This is a genomic window from Enterobacter cloacae complex sp. P24RS (genome assembly GCF_014982165.1).
Lineage (GTDB): Bacteria > Pseudomonadota > Gammaproteobacteria > Enterobacterales > Enterobacteriaceae > Enterobacter > Enterobacter quasihormaechei.
Map to the genome: position 1 here is coordinate 57,044 of NZ_JADCKU010000013.1, position 14,866 is coordinate 71,909.

Here is a 14,866-nt window from a genome sequence, read left to right on the forward strand (position 1 = left end):
GGGCGCAAGTATTATGACGCGTCAATTTTTCAGCCGACCTTTAACACGTTCCTTGCCTCCCCGGGCCTCGGCTGACCCAGACAGGAGGCTGAATAATCCGTAAGGAGCAATTCGATGCGTCATTACGAAATCGTTTTTATGGTCCATCCTGACCAGAGCGAACAGGTTCCGGGTATGATCGAGCGTTACTCTGCTGCCATCACTGGTGCAGAAGGCACGATCCACCGTCTGGAAGACTGGGGCCGCCGTCAGCTGGCTTACCCAATCAACAAACTGCACAAAGCTCACTACGTTCTGATGAACGTTGAAGCGCCGCAGGAAGTGATTGATGAGCTGGAAACTACCTTCCGCTTCAACGATGCCGTTATCCGCAGCATGGTTATGCGTACCAAACACGCAGTGACCGAAGCATCTCCGATGGTTAAAGCGAAAGACGAGCGCCGTGAGCGTCGCGATGATTTCGCAAACGAAACCGCAGATGATTCTGATGCTGGGGATTCTGAAGAGTAATTTCTGATGACCAACCGTCTGGTGTTGTCCGGCACCGTGTGCAGGACCCCCCTTCGAAAGGTCAGCCCATCAGGAATTCCGCATTGCCAGTTCGTGCTTGAGCATCGTTCTGTGCAAGAGGAAGCCGGGTTTCACCGGCAGGCGTGGTGTCAAATGCCCGTTATCATTAGCGGACACGAAAACCAGGCCATTACTCACAGTTTAACGGTCGGTAGCGCAGTAATCGTTCAGGGGTTCATCTCTTGCCACAAGGCAAAGAACGGCCTGAGCAAAATGGTTCTGCATGCCGAGCAGATTGATTTGATAGATACTGGAGACTAGCCAAATGGCACGTTATTTCCGTCGTCGCAAGTTCTGCCGTTTCACCGCGGAAGGCGTTCAAGAGATCGACTATAAAGATATCGCAACGCTGAAAAACTACATCACCGAAAGCGGTAAGATTGTCCCAAGCCGTATCACCGGTACTCGTGCAAAATATCAGCGTCAGCTGGCTCGCGCTATCAAACGCGCTCGCTACCTGTCTCTGCTGCCGTACACTGATCGTCATCAGTAATCGGGCACGGTCCATTAATACGACTTTAAGAGGATAAGGTAATGCAAGTTATTCTGCTTGATAAAGTAGCAAACCTGGGCAGCCTGGGTGATCAGGTAAACGTTAAAGCGGGTTACGCTCGTAACTTCCTGGTACCACAGGGTAAAGCTGTTCCAGCTACTAAGAAAAACGTAGAGTTTTTCGAAGCACGTCGTGCTGAACTGGAAGCCAAACTGGCTGACGTTCTGGCGGCTGCTAACGCTCGCGCTGAAGCAATCAACGCACTGGGCACCGTTACCATCGCGTCTAAAGCTGGCGACGAAGGTAAACTGTTCGGTTCCATCGGTACCCGCGATATCGCTGATGCAGTCACTGCGGCAGGCGTTAAAGTGGCTAAGAGCGAAGTTCGCATGCCGAACGGCGTTCTGCGTACCACTGGTGAGCACGAAGTTGACTTCCAGGTTCACAGCGAAGTGTTCGCTAAACTGGTTGTTAACGTAGTAGCTGAGTAATTTTTTACTCTGCTCACGTCGAAGCGCCGGCCTTGTGCCGGCGTTTTGCTTTTTAGCGTGACCCTACGTCATGTTTTGCTATTGTAAGGTCGCTATTCCTGACGCATTCTCTGATAATAAATTGAAACGCAATTTTATTTATGAGATTTGTCATGGATACCGCTCTGCCCACGCCCGTCTTTGCCCGTCGAAATGTGGCCTATGCCTGCGCCACGCTCTGCTGTCTGCTTTGGGGAAGCTCTTACCCGGCCATTAAAAGCGGCTACGAACTTTTTCAGATCGCGACCGATGATATCCCGTCCAAAGTCGTCTTTGCCGGATACCGTTTTCTGTTTGCCGGTGCGCTGCTGCTGCTCTTTGCCCTGGCCCAGCGAAAACCGATTGGCAGGCTCACGCCCACGCAGTTTGGCCAGCTCACGATCCTTGGGCTTACCCAGACTACCATCCAGTACACCTTCTTTTATATCGGCCTGGCCTACACTACCGGAGTGAACGGCTCGATCATGAATGCCACCGGCACCTTCTTCAGCGTGCTGCTGGCGCACTTTATCTACCACAATGACAAACTCAGCTACAACAAAACGCTGGGCTGCGTTCTGGGCTTCGCCGGGGTAATGCTGGTGAACTTCCACGGCGGGTTACGTGATTTCCAGTTTGTCTGGCAAGGTGACGGATTTGTCGTGCTGGCGGCCTTTATTCTCTCTGCCGCCACGCTTTACGGGAAACGTATTTCCCAGACCGTTGACCCGACGGTGATGACGGGCTGGCAGCTGGCGATAGGCGGGGCGGCACTGGTTGCGGGAGGCTATATCACGGGCGGGACGCTGGAGGTGCACAGCATGAAGGCCGTCGCCGTGCTGGGTTACCTGACCCTGCTCTCATCCGTGGCGTTCGCCCTGTGGAGCGCGCTGCTGAAGGTGAACCGCGTGAGCATGATTGCTCCGTTCAACTTTGTCATTCCTGTTGCAGGGACGGTGCTTTCCGCCATCTTCCTCGGCGAAAACATTCTGGACCTCAAATACGCGATTGCCCTGGTGCTGGTCTGTTCGGGGATCTGGTGGGTGAACAAGCGGAGCGCCTGAGAAATGACGTGCCGGGAGGCGGCTTCGCCTGACCCGGCCTACGGGAACTAGCGTGCCCGGATAAAACTGCCGTCCGGCTGACGGGTAAACAGCACCTGCTGACCATTCCCCGTATCAATGGTCAGCCCCGTCACTACGCCGCTGGCATTCTGGCGGATCTGCACCATCTGACCATTTTGCAGGTTGCTGAGCGGTTTGCCTGCCCCTTCAACCTGCGCCATGGCATACACATCCGTTGCCGGCAGATTATGGTCGCGGAACAGCTGGGCAAGTGTTTTCCCTGATTCTACGCGATACGAACGCCACTGCTGCTCAATGCCGGTCGGCTGTTGCGCCTGCGGCTCTGAAGGAACGGCGGCCTGCTCCTGATCTTCCTGAACGGGTTCAGGTTCAACCGGCGCAACCTGGCCCGGATCGTTAGAGGGCGTGACCAGCTGCGTCTGCATCGGCTGTGAATCCGGCTGCGGCTGGCTTTGCGACTGGATATCCAGCTCCGCATTCCGGCTGACCGGCGCGGTATCAACGTTGTCACTGCCGGAAGGAAGCAGGAAGCCGATGACGATCAGCAGCACGCCAATGATAATGCCTCTGCGGTGCAAAGGCGGCAGCGGGTCCATGATGCGAAAGTTATCCGGCGCATACCAGATTTTCGCCAGGGTAGGTTTCAGTTCAAATCGCCCGGGCATGGCTCTCCTCCTGCTCCGCGTCTTTTTATCCTGTCCTGAGAAGTGTAGTTTGCTAACTGCCTGATGGGCGTAACAAAGCCAGCTTTCGTGACATATATTTGGGAAAATCCTGACGGCTACTATTGTTTCCGTTTCGCCGCTGTTTGTCACCTTTACTTAAGACAAAGTTTTACCCATAAGGGCATGGCTGATATGCTGCCCGCTACTTTAAATGTGATGGAAGGAAAACCCATGACCACCCCGACTTTTGACACTATCGAAGCGCAGGCAAGCTACGGCATCGGCTTGCAGGTAGGACAGCAGCTGAGCGAATCCGGCCTGGAAGGTCTGTTACCGGAAGCGCTGGTGGCGGGTATCGCTGATGCGCTGGAAGGCAAGCAACCCGCCGTGCCGGTTGACGTTGTGCACCGTGCGCTGCGTGAAATTCACGAACGTGCTGACGCCGTGCGTCGCGCGCGTTTCGAAGAGATGGCGGCAGAAGGCGTTAAATATCTGGAAGAGAACCGCGAGCGTGAAGGCGTGAACAGCACCGAGTCCGGCTTGCAGTTCCGCGTAATCAATCAGGGTGATGGCGCTATCCCGGCGCGTACCGACCACGTTCGCGTACACTACACCGGTAAGCTGATCAACGGTACCGTGTTCGACAGCTCCGTTGCGCGTGGCGAACCGGCTGAGTTCCCGGTTAACGGCGTTATTCCAGGCTGGATCGAAGCCTTGACCCTGATGCCGGTAGGCTCAAAGTGGGAACTGACCATCCCGCACAACCTGGCTTACGGCGAGCGCGGCGCTGGCGCGTCCATTCCGCCATTCAGCACCTTGGTGTTTGAAGTCGAGCTGCTGGAAATCCTGTAATCGGTTTTTCTTATTTTCCTCTCTCCAGTCGGGGAGAGGAAAATAGCGATAAAACCTGGAGTTACGACGGAATCAACATTTTGTATTGCAAACGAAACTGTTACGTGTATTTTTGTGAGCTGTTTCGCGCTGTATGAGTGATATGACACTCACTTTCAACATATTATTAACATAATATCCAAATCATAGTATTCATCCCGCCGATTCTTACCTACTATCGATTAGTCCTTACAAAGGGACCGTCATTTATTTGGCGTATTTAAAGGCCAGAAGAGCCGTAACAACACAGACAGGCATAAACAGGAAAATATCACATGGTAGATCAGGTCAAAGTCGCCGCCGCGGAAGAGGCGACGTCTGAACAGTCGCTACGGCGAAATCTCACTAACCGTCACATTCAGCTCATTGCCATTGGGGGCGCCATCGGCACCGGGCTGTTTATGGGATCGGGCAAAACCATCAGTCTTGCCGGCCCGTCGATCATCTTCGTTTATATGATCATCGGTTTTATGCTCTTCTTCGTGATGCGTGCAATGGGTGAACTGCTGCTCTCGAACCTCGAATATAAATCCTTCAGCGATTTCGCGTCCGACCTGCTCGGTCCTTGGGCAGGCTATTTCACCGGCTGGACCTACTGGTTCTGCTGGGTGGTCACCGGTATGGCGGACGTTGTCGCCATCACGGCCTACGCACAGTTCTGGTTCCCCGGCCTGTCGGACTGGGTGGCCTCGCTGGCGGTGATTATCCTGCTGCTGAGCCTTAACCTCGCCACCGTAAAAATGTTCGGTGAGATGGAGTTCTGGTTCGCGATGATCAAAATCGTTGCCATCATCGCGCTGATTGTCGTCGGGCTGGTGATGGTGCTGACGCACTTCCAGTCGCCAACCGGCGTTCAGGCGTCGTTTGCCCATCTGTGGAACGACGGCGGCTGGTTCCCGAAAGGCATCAGCGGCTTCTTTGCCGGCTTCCAGATTGCGGTATTCGCGTTCGTGGGGATTGAGCTGGTCGGCACCACGGCGGCGGAAACCAAAGATCCGGAGAAATCCCTGCCGCGCGCGATTAACTCCATCCCGTTGCGTATCATCATGTTCTACGTATTCGCGCTGATTATCATTATGTCCGTGACGCCGTGGAGTTCGGTGGTGCCAACCAAGAGCCCGTTCGTTGAGCTGTTTGTGCTGGTCGGTCTGCCGGCGGCGGCAAGCCTGATTAACTTCGTGGTGCTTACCTCTGCGGCGTCGTCTGCGAACAGCGGCGTGTTCTCCACCAGCCGTATGCTGTTCGGACTGGCGCAGGAGGGCGTTGCCCCGAGCGCGTTTGCCAAACTCTCAAAACGCGCGGTGCCGGCGAAAGGGCTGACCTTCTCCTGTATCTGCCTGCTGGGCGGCGTGGTGATGCTTTACGTCAACCCGAGCGTAATCGGCGCGTTCACCATGATCACCACGGTGTCGGCGATCCTGTTCATGTTCGTCTGGACCATCATCCTCTGCTCGTACCTGGTGTACCGCAAGCAGCGTCCACACCTGCACGAGAAGTCGATCTACAAGATGCCGCTGGGCAAGCTGATGTGCTGGGTGTGCATGGCGTTCTTCGTCTTTGTGCTGGTGCTGCTGACGCTGGAAGACGATACCCGTCAGGCGCTGATCGTCACGCCACTGTGGTTTATCGCGCTGGGGCTGGGCTGGCTGTTTATCGGTAAGAAACGTATGGCAGGCATGCGTTAAGCATGTGCCGGGTGGCGCTGACGCTTACCCGGCCTACGTTCGAGGACGTTGTAGGCCCGGTAAGCGCTAGCGCTACCGGGCTTTTTTATTTATCAGCCAATGCCCGCGGGAACAGCACGTTATTCTCAAGACTGATGTGCTCCATCAGGTCGTCAATCATCTCATTAATGCCGTTGTACATGGCTTTCCAGGTAGTGCACGCCTCAGGCGGCGGCGTGACGTTGTTGGTGGTGTGTTTGATCACCTCCAGCAGTTCGCCGGCGTCATCATGTTCGCTTTCCATCACGCTGATGGGCCCCATCGCCTGACTCCCCATGCCCTGTTTAATCATCGGGAAGAGGATCTGCTCTTCTTTCATCATGTGGCTGGAGAGTTCTTCGTGCAGCATGGTCAGGTATTTCGCCAGGCCGCGCGGTACGGAAGGTTTATCGGCGTGAACGCGCTCTACTTTGGTGGCCTGTAAAATCAGCTCCGGCAGCTGTTCACGGTGACGGTCATGGTAACGCACGATAATGTGGTCGATGATTTCAGCCAGCGGCGCGGTGCGCCAGTCTTTGTCGACAGGCTGTTCTGCCAGCTTAGCCAGCTCCGCTTCGATAGCTTCTACATCCAGCTCTTTACGCGACGCTGCGCGCGCCAGCGTTTGCTTACCGCCGCAGCAGTAATCCATATCGTATTTACGGAACAGCGCAGAAGCGCGAGGGATGGAGAGCGCCAGCTCGCCCAGGGGTTGGTCGCGGAAGGCCATAGCAGTTACCTCATCATCAAAAATATAAGGTGCATTTTAAATGCATCTTTAAAGCGATACTATAACCCTTTAGAGGCAAGGGTAAAAGTGAGAGGGCGATCACAAAAAAAAGCGTGCTTTTAACCTGCTGATTGAATGCAGAAAAAAGCTTTCGAAAGTTTTTAAAGGTGGAGAAACAGTAAACAACCTGCCGCACGTGCCGATAGATACAGGTCAGACAATACCTGCATATCAAAAGGCAACGCATGTTTAAACGTATAAAAGTCATTACTCTTCTCATCTCGGTGCTGCTCGTGCTCGGCATCATGCAGCTGATCTCAGCCGGCATTTTCATTAATGCGCTCAATAACGATAAAGAGAACTTCACCGTTTCTCAGCTTTCCAGCCAGAACGTCGCGGAGTTGACCGACGCCTGGATCAGCCTTAACCAGGCGCGCGTTACCCTCAACCGCGGCATGCTGCGTCTGCAAAGCAGCATGGCATCTCAGATTAACGGCGGGCAGCTGAACGAGCTGGTCAATACCGCGAAAAACCTGCTGGCCGATGCCCAGACCCATTACGATAAATACTACGCGCTGCCGGAAACGCCGGGCATGGACGAGCACCTGGCCGACAGGCTTGAAGAGCAGTATCGCATCTACTCCGCCACGCTGACGCAGATGAACGTTCTGCTGGGTCAGGGCAACCTGGAAGAGATGTTCAAACAAAATGCCGAACACAAGCAGACCGCGATGCAAAAGGTCTACCGCGAATGGCGCGAGGCGCAGGCCGCGCTCACCGACAAAGGCATCAAGGACAATGAAAGTGACTACAAGCGAATTCTGTGGATCCTTTCTGCGGTCATGCTGCTGGTGGTAGCCGTCATTATCTCCAGCTGGATTGCCATGCGCCGCGTGCTGTTGCTGCCGCTAGAAGAGGTGATCAACCACATCCGCGCCATTGCGGCAGGCGATTTAACCCAGCCGATTCACGCTGAGGGTAAAAACGAAATGGCGATCCTGGCGCGTAACGTTCAGGAGATGCAGACCGCGCTGGCGAATACGGTGGGCGTGGTGCGCGAAGGCGCAGATACAATCTACACCGGCGCGGGTGAAATCTCGGCGGGCAGTAACGATCTCTCGTCCCGTACCGAGCAGCAGGCCGCCTCCCTGGAAGAGACGGCAGCCAGCATGGAGCAGCTAACCGCTACCGTGAAGCAAAACGCCGATAACGCGCGTCAGGCGTCGCGTCTGGCGCTGGATGCTTCTTCCACCGCGAAGAAGGGCGGAAACGTGGTCGAGGGCGTGGTGCGTACGATGGATGAAATCGCCACCAGCTCCAGCAAGATTGCGCAGATCACCAACGTGATCGACGGTATCGCCTTCCAGACCAACATTCTGGCGCTGAACGCGGCGGTCGAAGCGGCGCGTGCGGGCGAGCAGGGGCGGGGCTTCGCGGTTGTCGCGGGCGAGGTGCGTACCCTTGCTCAGCGCAGCGCGCAGGCGGCGAAAGAGATCAAAGCGCTGATCGATGATTCCGGCGAGCGCGTTAACGCGGGCTCTCAGCTGGTGAATGAAGCGGGGGCGACGATGGCGGAAATCGTCAATGCGGTTACGCGCGTGACGGACATCATGGGTGAGATTGCCTCAGCCTCCGACGAGCAGAGCCGCGGTATCGATCAGGTGGGCCAGGCGGTAGCGGAGATGGATCGCGTTACCCAGCAGAACGCCTCGCTGGTGGAAGAGTCTGCGGCAGCGGCAGCGGCGCTGGAAGATCAGGCCGCGCGCCTGAACGAAGCGGTGGCGGTGTTTAAGATCACCCGCAACCAGGCGGTAAAAGCCGCGCCCGTGAAGGCTTACGCGCCTAAGGCGCAGCCCGTAGCAACGGCGTCTGAAGCGAACTGGGAAACGTTCTGACATTGTGCCGGGTGGCGCTGACGCTTACCCGGCCTACGTTCGAGGACAGTGCAGGGCGGGTAAGGCGCAGCCGCCACCCGGCAATCATCACCCCTCCGACGCCGGAACAACCCTCGGTTTTTCCGGCTTCGCTCTTACCGCAATCACCACCCCAACGACCAGCAGCGCGATCCCGCAGGCCGTTAACAGCGGCGGCATGCTCTGGCGCATCAGGAAGGTATAGAGCAGCCCGGCCAGCGTCTCAAAGACAATCAGCGGCCCTAATATCACCGTCGGCAGCTTCTGGCTGGCAATGTTCCAGCACAGCGCGCCCACCCACGAACACAGCACGGCAATGGCAACCATTAACCCGACGAATACCCACGGGCGCGGTCCGAAGGGCAGGGCAAAATCCGGATGCTGGCTACCCAGCCAGACACACGCACCCGCATAGCCCAGCAGCGAGACGGGAAGCGTGACCAGCGCCTGCGCCGTGGCCCACATCATTGGATGCTTATCCGGGTTTTCCCGCAGCCAGCGTGCGTTGCGCAGGGCATACCAGGCCCAGCACACAACTGAAATAACCGCCAGAAAGATCCCTGAACCGTAACGCCACATGCTGAAATTTTCCAGGCCATGGCGAAGTTCGGCAATATTCACGCAAGCCAGCCCCACGGCGATGCATACCAGCGCGGGCACCATTTTTGACCACGCCAGTTTGCCGTCACGCTGGCTGTACAGCAGGTTCGCGAACACAGGAATGACGACCGGCAGCGTGCCGATAATCATGGTGGAAACCGGCGCGCCGGTGCGCTGAATGGCGCTGGCCAGGCAGACGTAGTAGATCAGGTTGCCCATCACGGTCAGCGCCAGCGCGGTGAGCCAGTCCTGGCGACTCAGCTGGCGCAGACGCGCACGCCCCAGCCACGCCAGCGGCACGGCAATCAGCCCCAGCGCCAGATAGCGTCCGGTCGACTGCAATATCGCCGGGTACTCCGGCACTATCAGCGGGCCGACGAAAATCAGTCCCCACATCAACCCTGCAAGCAGGGCATACAACACGCCGCTAATCATCTTTCCGTCCACAGTAATACATGTTGTAGCCAGTGTAGGAGGCACAGATGCGTGCGTATTGTATGAGGTTGCGCATTAGCGAAAGACATGGGGCCAAAGCGTCAGCCGCCAGGATACTTTTTCCGTGGTTTCAGTTTAATCCTACAAGACATACCTATAAGACCTACAGGCTTCGAGAGACGGTGTGATTACTATAGTCGACGGATTTTTACGACCACGGCATAACGTCGGTTTTCATATCCTGCCATCAACGACGTGGGACGATGAGAACGATCGGCCTATTTTACAGGAAAGAAGATGCAGGAAGTCATATGGTCCGAACAGGTGATGCTGGCAGGGCGTTCCCGTATTTCTATCAGCGGAGCCAATAATGTATTTTGTTCCGCGCTGGTGGTGCTGTTCAGGAATATTATTTCGCCAGACATTATTACCATGCCAGAGATCCAGGTGCAGGTCTTTGTCGGAATGACGCTGCCACAGGTGTTCGTATGGCGGATGAAGGAGGATGCGGCAATGGAAGGGAAGAGCCCTCGTATTGTTTTCTGTACTGACTCTTGCTTCCGAATGCTGTCAGGGACCAGCGGATATGAACGAACGCTGTTCATTACTCCAGATACCCGCATTTATGCGGTGGCTGAAATAATCAAACGCTGGATTGCCGGTTACGCCTCGCACGCTTCGGACAACGTTCTGCCTCTGCTCACGCGATGTGATAACCGAACCATGCAAATGCTGGAAAAAGATATCCCCCTTCCTCTTGAGGCCAGACGGCTCTTTCGCTCGGTAAAAACGCTTTATTGTCAGCGCGCTTTACTGTCGGACCGGATCGGGACGCACAGCCGTCAGGAATTATATCTAAAAGCGCGTCTGATACTCAGTCAAAGCCAGACATTAGCGCCTGGTTAGGCTCAAGGTTCATGACGAGAGATCGCTTACCGCATCTTCAAGACGTAGCGCAAGCTGAAGGCAGAGGCTGATGGTTTTCCTGTCTGCGGCTTCTTCCAGTTCAGTACATAAGTCAGCCAGCGCATCGTTCTTCAGAAGATAAAAACCGCCTTTCATCAGGTGAGCAAGTTCGGCGATCTGCAAGAAATCTTCCGCGCTGATAGCGTCGTGCAAATCGCTGATGGTGATGTCGAGATGCGCTAAGCAGGAGTTAAATACATGCTGGTCGACCCGATCTTCCGCTTTTGCGCATGCGTTTGTGGCGGGCTGGATAGCGCTGGCAAATTTGCTCAATGCGAGAGATAGGGTTTTGAGCGAAACGGGTTTAAAGAGGCATTCCGTCATCCCGGCCTGAAGACAGGCTCCTCTTTGTTCATCGCGGGCATCAGCCGTCAGGCCGATAATTACAGTATCGCTGTTTTCCTTACGGATTAATTTTGTCAGCTCAATTCCTGAGATATACGGCATATTACAGTCAGTGATAATAATCTCGGCACCGGTGCTTCTCCACTGAGCATATGCGTCACGAGGATCGCTACATTCGATCACGACGTAGCCAAGGTATGACAGCTGCTTATTTAATAGCATGAGATTTGGGTAAAAATCATCAACGACAAGAACGGTGGCTGAGCTGTTTTGAGGCTGGATATCTATAACCTCTGCCGCAGCACGCTTGCTCTTCTGTTGGCTAACGCCCACTTTTAACGTAAGGTCGACTCTGGTTCCCACGCCCGGTTGACTATGAAGTTGTATGCCGCCACCCAAAGCTTCACAAAGCCGGCGAGAGATGAGGAGTCCAAGCCCGGAGCCTGACTGATGAGAATAGCCGTTAATATCAGCCTGGGAAAAAGGTCGGAATAATGTCTGTTGCCCTTCAGGCGATATACCGCAGCCCGTATCCGTTATGGCAATTTGCAGCAGGGCGACGTCTGTGACTTGAGAATTAACGCATTCTACTGCGACACGCACTTCGCCTTCATTCGTGAATTTGATGGCATTACTGATGATATTGCTGACAACCTGTCTGAACCGAAGCTCATCTGTTGTCACAATGATGTCGTCGAGCTCCGCTGGATATAGGAGCACAAGCTCGATACCTTTGTTGAACGCGCCAGGCCTGAATAAGGAGATAATCTGTTCAATGGTTTTTCTGAGCTCCATTTCTGCATAATGAATAACCAGTTTGTCAGATTCAATCATGGAAATATCAAGGATATTACCAATAAGTTCCTGTAGTACGTTTGACGAAGAATAGGCGACGTCGAATGCGGTACTGTCTATGATTCCATCGTGGAGTTTTTTTGTTCCAAGCTCCAGCATACCGATAATGGCATTCAGAGGCGTTCTAATTTCATGGCTCATGGTGGCAAGAAAAGTGGATTTTGCTACGTTCGCCCTTTCAGATTCCTTCCTGGCTGCTCTAAGGCTCTCTTCCATTTCGATTCTCGACGTGATGTCAATCCAGCCGCCAATAACGCCATTTACGCGGCCTTCGGCATCCAGGAATGGCACCATCCAGTGATATATCACGGCATCAGGGCGCCCATCGCTGAATGTAATTGCCCGGTCTTTCGATATTGATACCTTGTCCCGTAACACGCTGAAGAAATCCTGGCGGTATGCTTCAAGAGACGAAAGATGAGAGGCCGTTGTATTTTCAAACTCAGCCTGACTAAAGGCGTATTCCTGTTCGATATGGAAATCTTTTAAAGCTTCCGTATAGGCCTCATTAAACGATATGAGCTCTGCATCTTTATTACGAACATACAGGGGATTCGGCGTGCCGTTGATAAGCGCGTTTGTCAAAGCCAGCTGATCGTCCAGTTTTCTCTGGGTCCGCTGTGCATGTCGAACGTGCTTTCGAAGGACAAGCGCCCAGCCGGTGGAAATCATGCCCAGCAGGAGAAGGACTATTACCGTGTAGAGGATGGCGGTTTTGTTTGCTTCGATGAAACTTGTTTTTGAGGGCGCGGCGGTCCATTTCGTGGTGATATCGTCGAGTTCAGATCCGGCGAGGTTCTTTAATGATTTATTGATTATTTCATACAAAATTTCATTGTGCGCGGAAATGCCCAGGGAAAGTTTGGCAAAATTTCCATCAACTATATCGTCTATGGCCAGGGAATATTGATGCGTGTGTGTGTAATAATTAGCGGAGACAAAATTATCAAGTACGGCATCGACTTTGTTACTGCTTAATAAATCATAGGCAGCTGCCGTCGAAGATACAGGCACAACGGTATACGAAGTGAGATCATAACCCTCGAGATGATTAACATCCATAAAAGTCGCGATCCGGCGAGCGCGCGTAGGCAATTTTTTTAGGCTCTCACCGTGACGAGTAACGAAAACAAGAGGAAACTGAATGAAGCTTCGGGTAAACCGATATCGCGTATCGGTGTTGTATACGGAGCTGGCAAAGCCAACGATCTCATCAGGATTAATGTTCTTTGATGACGGGTTTTCTGGCAAAAATGCAAACGTAACGTTAAGCATTTTGCCAATCAGACTAAAGACATCAGGGATGATGCCAGTAAACGTCCCGTTAGCATATTCTGAAAAAGGTGGCGCGGTTGTTGGCAGCTGAACATAAAACTGCTTCTTACCTTGTAACCACCGGGCTTCCTTTTCGGTGAGATATTGTGGTGAACCCGGCGTGATAAAATCACTGGATTTATCCCAGCCCCTTATGAATTCTGACAGATCTGACTGGGATATCTTTTGTAGCCCGGATTCTATGATTTGTCTGGTTTTTATATCAGAGTTACGTATTGCGAAGTATACTTTTCCTTCTGCCTGGTTAATGGTATTAAGCTGGCGACTGACGTGAAGGGTGTTGAAAACGCTATTGTTATAAAAATAACCAGCACTTATTGCATCACCCACATAGATATCGTTTTTATGGAGGGCGACAGAGGCAAGCGCATTCAGTACGGAATCGTAGCGGTTTATTTTTGCTTCAGGATAGCGCTCTTTTATAAACTCATCAGAAATAAACCGATCAACGGTGGCAATCGTCTCGTAATCTTTTGTATCGGGTTTATTTTCCGCGGGTGTGATTTCAACTATTTTATTCGTTGAAATAACCGGGAGATAAGAATACCTGGATTTTTTCGTTTCAGTTACCGGGCCAGTGGTCGTGATCGCATCAATAGAACCTTCTGTCAGCGCGTCAAAAGCAGCGACAGCGTTATCGAAAAGGGTGACAGAGAAATGGATATCCGAATTATTACGGATTGTCCGCAGTATGTCGGCATTGATCCCATCAAGGTATTCGCCATTAATAACGATATCGAAAGGCGGATAATCGGGTCTGTAAACACCCACCTTCAGAGATTGCTTATAAAAACGCTGCATGGTTGTATCGGGGTAAAGTTCCAGAGACAGAGATTTATCGCTCAGTGGTTCCGCACAGGCGTACAATGGCAATAAAATAAGCAGCAGCTTAAAGTGAACCCATCGCTTCATTCAATCTTTTCTCTTTTAGCAATCTCGATCAAATCAACCAGTGTCGTAACGCCCATTTTTGTCATTATCCGGGTTTTATAGGTACTGATTGTTTTGCTGCTCAGGCACATGCTGTCTGCTATTTCAATATTTTTCATTCCAGCAATGATTTTACGCAGTACCTCTAGTTCGCGGTTTGTCAGTGAGGATGATTTTCTTGATGTAAAATTGTTGGCATAGCTTATATTTGGAAAAAATGTAAAACCAGAATTGATGGCTTTGATCGCCGCTGAAACATCTTCCATACCCTCATTCTTTGTCAAAAATCCAGACACGCCGGACATCATGCATCTGCTGGCATAGAGTTCCGCTGACTGTGAGGTGAACACCAGGATTTTTGTATTAATCTCTGCTTTTCGCACCGCCGCGATAACCGACATCCCATCCATGTTAGGAATACCAATATCCAGTATGACGATATTGTATTTCCCTTTTTTTATCTGGTTTATAGCCTGCGCACCGTTATCACATTCATCCACATGAGTGAAGCCTATCTTTTCTAATGTCATTTTCAATGCCATGCGGACTGAAGGATGATCGTCTACAACAAGTGCGGTTTTCATACTAACCCTTAATATAATCGGCAAGCGATGCATTATTCTGATGTTAACGCATTAGCCTGGTTCATTCCACTGGTGCGGCGACAAACTGGCTGTAGGTTGAACCCGTGCAGTCAGTTCATTTCAAATCAGGCTTCACCAAAACAACCTGAATACGTAAATGTATATAACGTGTTGAATAATAGGTTGTTAAATCGTTCTGTTTACTTGCTACTTAACGCTCAGTATAGCCATTTTTACTACAGAACGAGGTGTCCCTT

At 52.6% G+C, this 14,866-nt stretch carries 14 protein-coding genes; 9 read left to right on the forward strand and 5 right to left on the reverse strand.

Annotated elements, in window-relative coordinates; translation table 11 throughout:
• The first annotated feature begins 114 nt into the window (after positions 1–114).
• The 5 genes from rpsF to INF58_RS14700 all read left to right on the forward strand — a co-directional run bounded on the left by rpsF (position 115) and on the right by INF58_RS14700 (position 2,636).
• The gene (rpsF, locus tag INF58_RS14680; protein ID WP_003856034.1) at positions 115–510 is read left to right on the forward strand and encodes a 30S ribosomal protein S6; all 396 of its coding nucleotides are present in this window, start codon (positions 115–117) and stop codon (positions 508–510) included.
• 6 nt (positions 511–516) lie between these two features.
• Complete coding sequence (gene priB / locus INF58_RS14685; protein WP_022646836.1) at positions 517–831, forward strand: primosomal replication protein N; 315 nt, start codon at positions 517–519, stop codon at positions 829–831.
• Positions 832–835: 4 nt separating this feature from the next.
• Positions 836–1,063, forward strand: coding sequence for a 30S ribosomal protein S18 (gene rpsR, locus INF58_RS14690; RefSeq protein ID WP_000135199.1), 228 nt, complete (start codon positions 836–838; stop codon positions 1,061–1,063).
• Positions 1,064–1,104: 41 nt separating this feature from the next.
• Positions 1,105–1,554: a 50S ribosomal protein L9 gene (rplI, locus tag INF58_RS14695; protein ID WP_006810372.1), complete on the forward strand. Its 450-nt coding sequence runs from the start codon at positions 1,105–1,107 to the stop codon at positions 1,552–1,554.
• 152 nt (positions 1,555–1,706) lie between these two features.
• Entirely contained in the window at positions 1,707–2,636 is a 930-nt protein-coding gene (locus tag INF58_RS14700) for a DMT family transporter (protein WP_193527963.1), read from the forward strand.
• A 47-nt stretch (positions 2,637–2,683) separates the two neighbouring features.
• On the opposite strand, the gene INF58_RS14705 is transcribed toward INF58_RS14700, so the two are convergent.
• Entirely contained in the window at positions 2,684–3,322 is a 639-nt protein-coding gene (locus INF58_RS14705) for a LysM-like peptidoglycan-binding domain-containing protein (RefSeq protein ID WP_193527964.1), read from the reverse strand.
• A 231-nt stretch (positions 3,323–3,553) separates the two neighbouring features.
• Here INF58_RS14705 and fklB point away from each other — a divergent pair, with 231 nt between their 5' ends.
• A complete protein-coding gene (gene fklB, locus INF58_RS14710) occupies positions 3,554–4,174 on the forward strand; it encodes an FKBP-type peptidyl-prolyl cis-trans isomerase (protein ID WP_193527965.1) in 621 nt (206 codons plus the stop codon).
• Positions 4,175–4,488: 314 nt separating this feature from the next.
• Positions 4,489–5,898: a D-serine/D-alanine/glycine transporter gene (cycA, locus tag INF58_RS14715; RefSeq protein ID WP_063450909.1), complete on the forward strand. Its 1,410-nt coding sequence runs from the start codon at positions 4,489–4,491 to the stop codon at positions 5,896–5,898.
• 85 nt (positions 5,899–5,983) lie between these two features.
• On the opposite strand, the gene ytfE is transcribed toward cycA, so the two are convergent.
• Positions 5,984–6,646 carry an iron-sulfur cluster repair protein YtfE gene (gene ytfE, locus INF58_RS14720; RefSeq protein WP_063867163.1) on the reverse strand — a complete coding sequence of 221 codons (663 nt, stop codon included), beginning with the start codon at positions 6,644–6,646 and terminating at the stop codon, positions 5,984–5,986.
• A gap of 245 nt (positions 6,647–6,891) precedes the next feature.
• Here ytfE and INF58_RS14725 point away from each other — a divergent pair, with 245 nt between their 5' ends.
• Positions 6,892–8,541, forward strand: coding sequence for a methyl-accepting chemotaxis protein (locus tag INF58_RS14725; RefSeq protein WP_063450907.1), 1,650 nt, complete (start codon positions 6,892–6,894; stop codon positions 8,539–8,541).
• An 87-nt stretch (positions 8,542–8,628) separates the two neighbouring features.
• On the opposite strand, the gene INF58_RS14730 is transcribed toward INF58_RS14725, so the two are convergent.
• Complete coding sequence (locus tag INF58_RS14730; RefSeq protein ID WP_193527966.1) at positions 8,629–9,594, reverse strand: DMT family transporter; 966 nt, start codon at positions 9,592–9,594, stop codon at positions 8,629–8,631.
• 297 nt (positions 9,595–9,891) lie between these two features.
• Here INF58_RS14730 and INF58_RS14735 point away from each other — a divergent pair, with 297 nt between their 5' ends.
• The gene (locus INF58_RS14735; protein WP_193527967.1) at positions 9,892–10,500 is read left to right on the forward strand and encodes a hypothetical protein; all 609 of its coding nucleotides are present in this window, start codon (positions 9,892–9,894) and stop codon (positions 10,498–10,500) included.
• A gap of 9 nt (positions 10,501–10,509) precedes the next feature.
• Here INF58_RS14735 and INF58_RS14740 read toward each other — a convergent pair whose 3' ends face one another.
• The gene (locus INF58_RS14740; protein WP_193527968.1) at positions 10,510–14,007 is read right to left on the reverse strand and encodes a transporter substrate-binding domain-containing protein; all 3,498 of its coding nucleotides are present in this window, start codon (positions 14,005–14,007) and stop codon (positions 10,510–10,512) included.
• Entirely contained in the window at positions 14,004–14,609 is a 606-nt protein-coding gene (locus INF58_RS14745) for a response regulator transcription factor (RefSeq protein ID WP_023305307.1), read from the reverse strand. The genes INF58_RS14740 and INF58_RS14745 overlap by 4 nt, the downstream gene beginning before the upstream one ends.
• Positions 14,610–14,866 lie beyond the last annotated feature (257 nt).

What these genes read in the sequence shown, in the direction of transcription:
- rpsF (WP_003856034.1), top strand. Translation starts at nt 115, where the DNA reads ATGCGTCATTACGAAATCGTTTTTATGGTCCATCCTGACCAGAGCGAA.
- priB (WP_022646836.1), top strand. Translation starts at nt 517, where the DNA reads ATGACCAACCGTCTGGTGTTGTCCGGCACCGTGTGCAGGACCCCCCTT.
- rpsR (WP_000135199.1), top strand. Translation starts at nt 836, where the DNA reads ATGGCACGTTATTTCCGTCGTCGCAAGTTCTGCCGTTTCACCGCGGAA.
- rplI (WP_006810372.1), top strand. Translation starts at nt 1,105, where the DNA reads ATGCAAGTTATTCTGCTTGATAAAGTAGCAAACCTGGGCAGCCTGGGT.
- INF58_RS14700 (WP_193527963.1), top strand. Translation starts at nt 1,707, where the DNA reads ATGGATACCGCTCTGCCCACGCCCGTCTTTGCCCGTCGAAATGTGGCC.
- INF58_RS14705 (WP_193527964.1), bottom strand. Translation starts at nt 3,322, where the DNA reads ATGCCCGGGCGATTTGAACTGAAACCTACCCTGGCGAAAATCTGGTAT.
- fklB (WP_193527965.1), top strand. Translation starts at nt 3,554, where the DNA reads ATGACCACCCCGACTTTTGACACTATCGAAGCGCAGGCAAGCTACGGC.
- cycA (WP_063450909.1), top strand. Translation starts at nt 4,489, where the DNA reads ATGGTAGATCAGGTCAAAGTCGCCGCCGCGGAAGAGGCGACGTCTGAA.
- ytfE (WP_063867163.1), bottom strand. Translation starts at nt 6,646, where the DNA reads ATGGCCTTCCGCGACCAACCCCTGGGCGAGCTGGCGCTCTCCATCCCT.
- INF58_RS14725 (WP_063450907.1), top strand. Translation starts at nt 6,892, where the DNA reads ATGTTTAAACGTATAAAAGTCATTACTCTTCTCATCTCGGTGCTGCTC.
- INF58_RS14730 (WP_193527966.1), bottom strand. Translation starts at nt 9,594, where the DNA reads ATGATTAGCGGCGTGTTGTATGCCCTGCTTGCAGGGTTGATGTGGGGA.
- INF58_RS14735 (WP_193527967.1), top strand. Translation starts at nt 9,892, where the DNA reads ATGCAGGAAGTCATATGGTCCGAACAGGTGATGCTGGCAGGGCGTTCC.
- INF58_RS14740 (WP_193527968.1), bottom strand. Translation starts at nt 14,007, where the DNA reads ATGAAGCGATGGGTTCACTTTAAGCTGCTGCTTATTTTATTGCCATTG.
- INF58_RS14745 (WP_023305307.1), bottom strand. Translation starts at nt 14,609, where the DNA reads ATGAAAACCGCACTTGTTGTAGACGATCATCCTTCAGTCCGCATGGCA.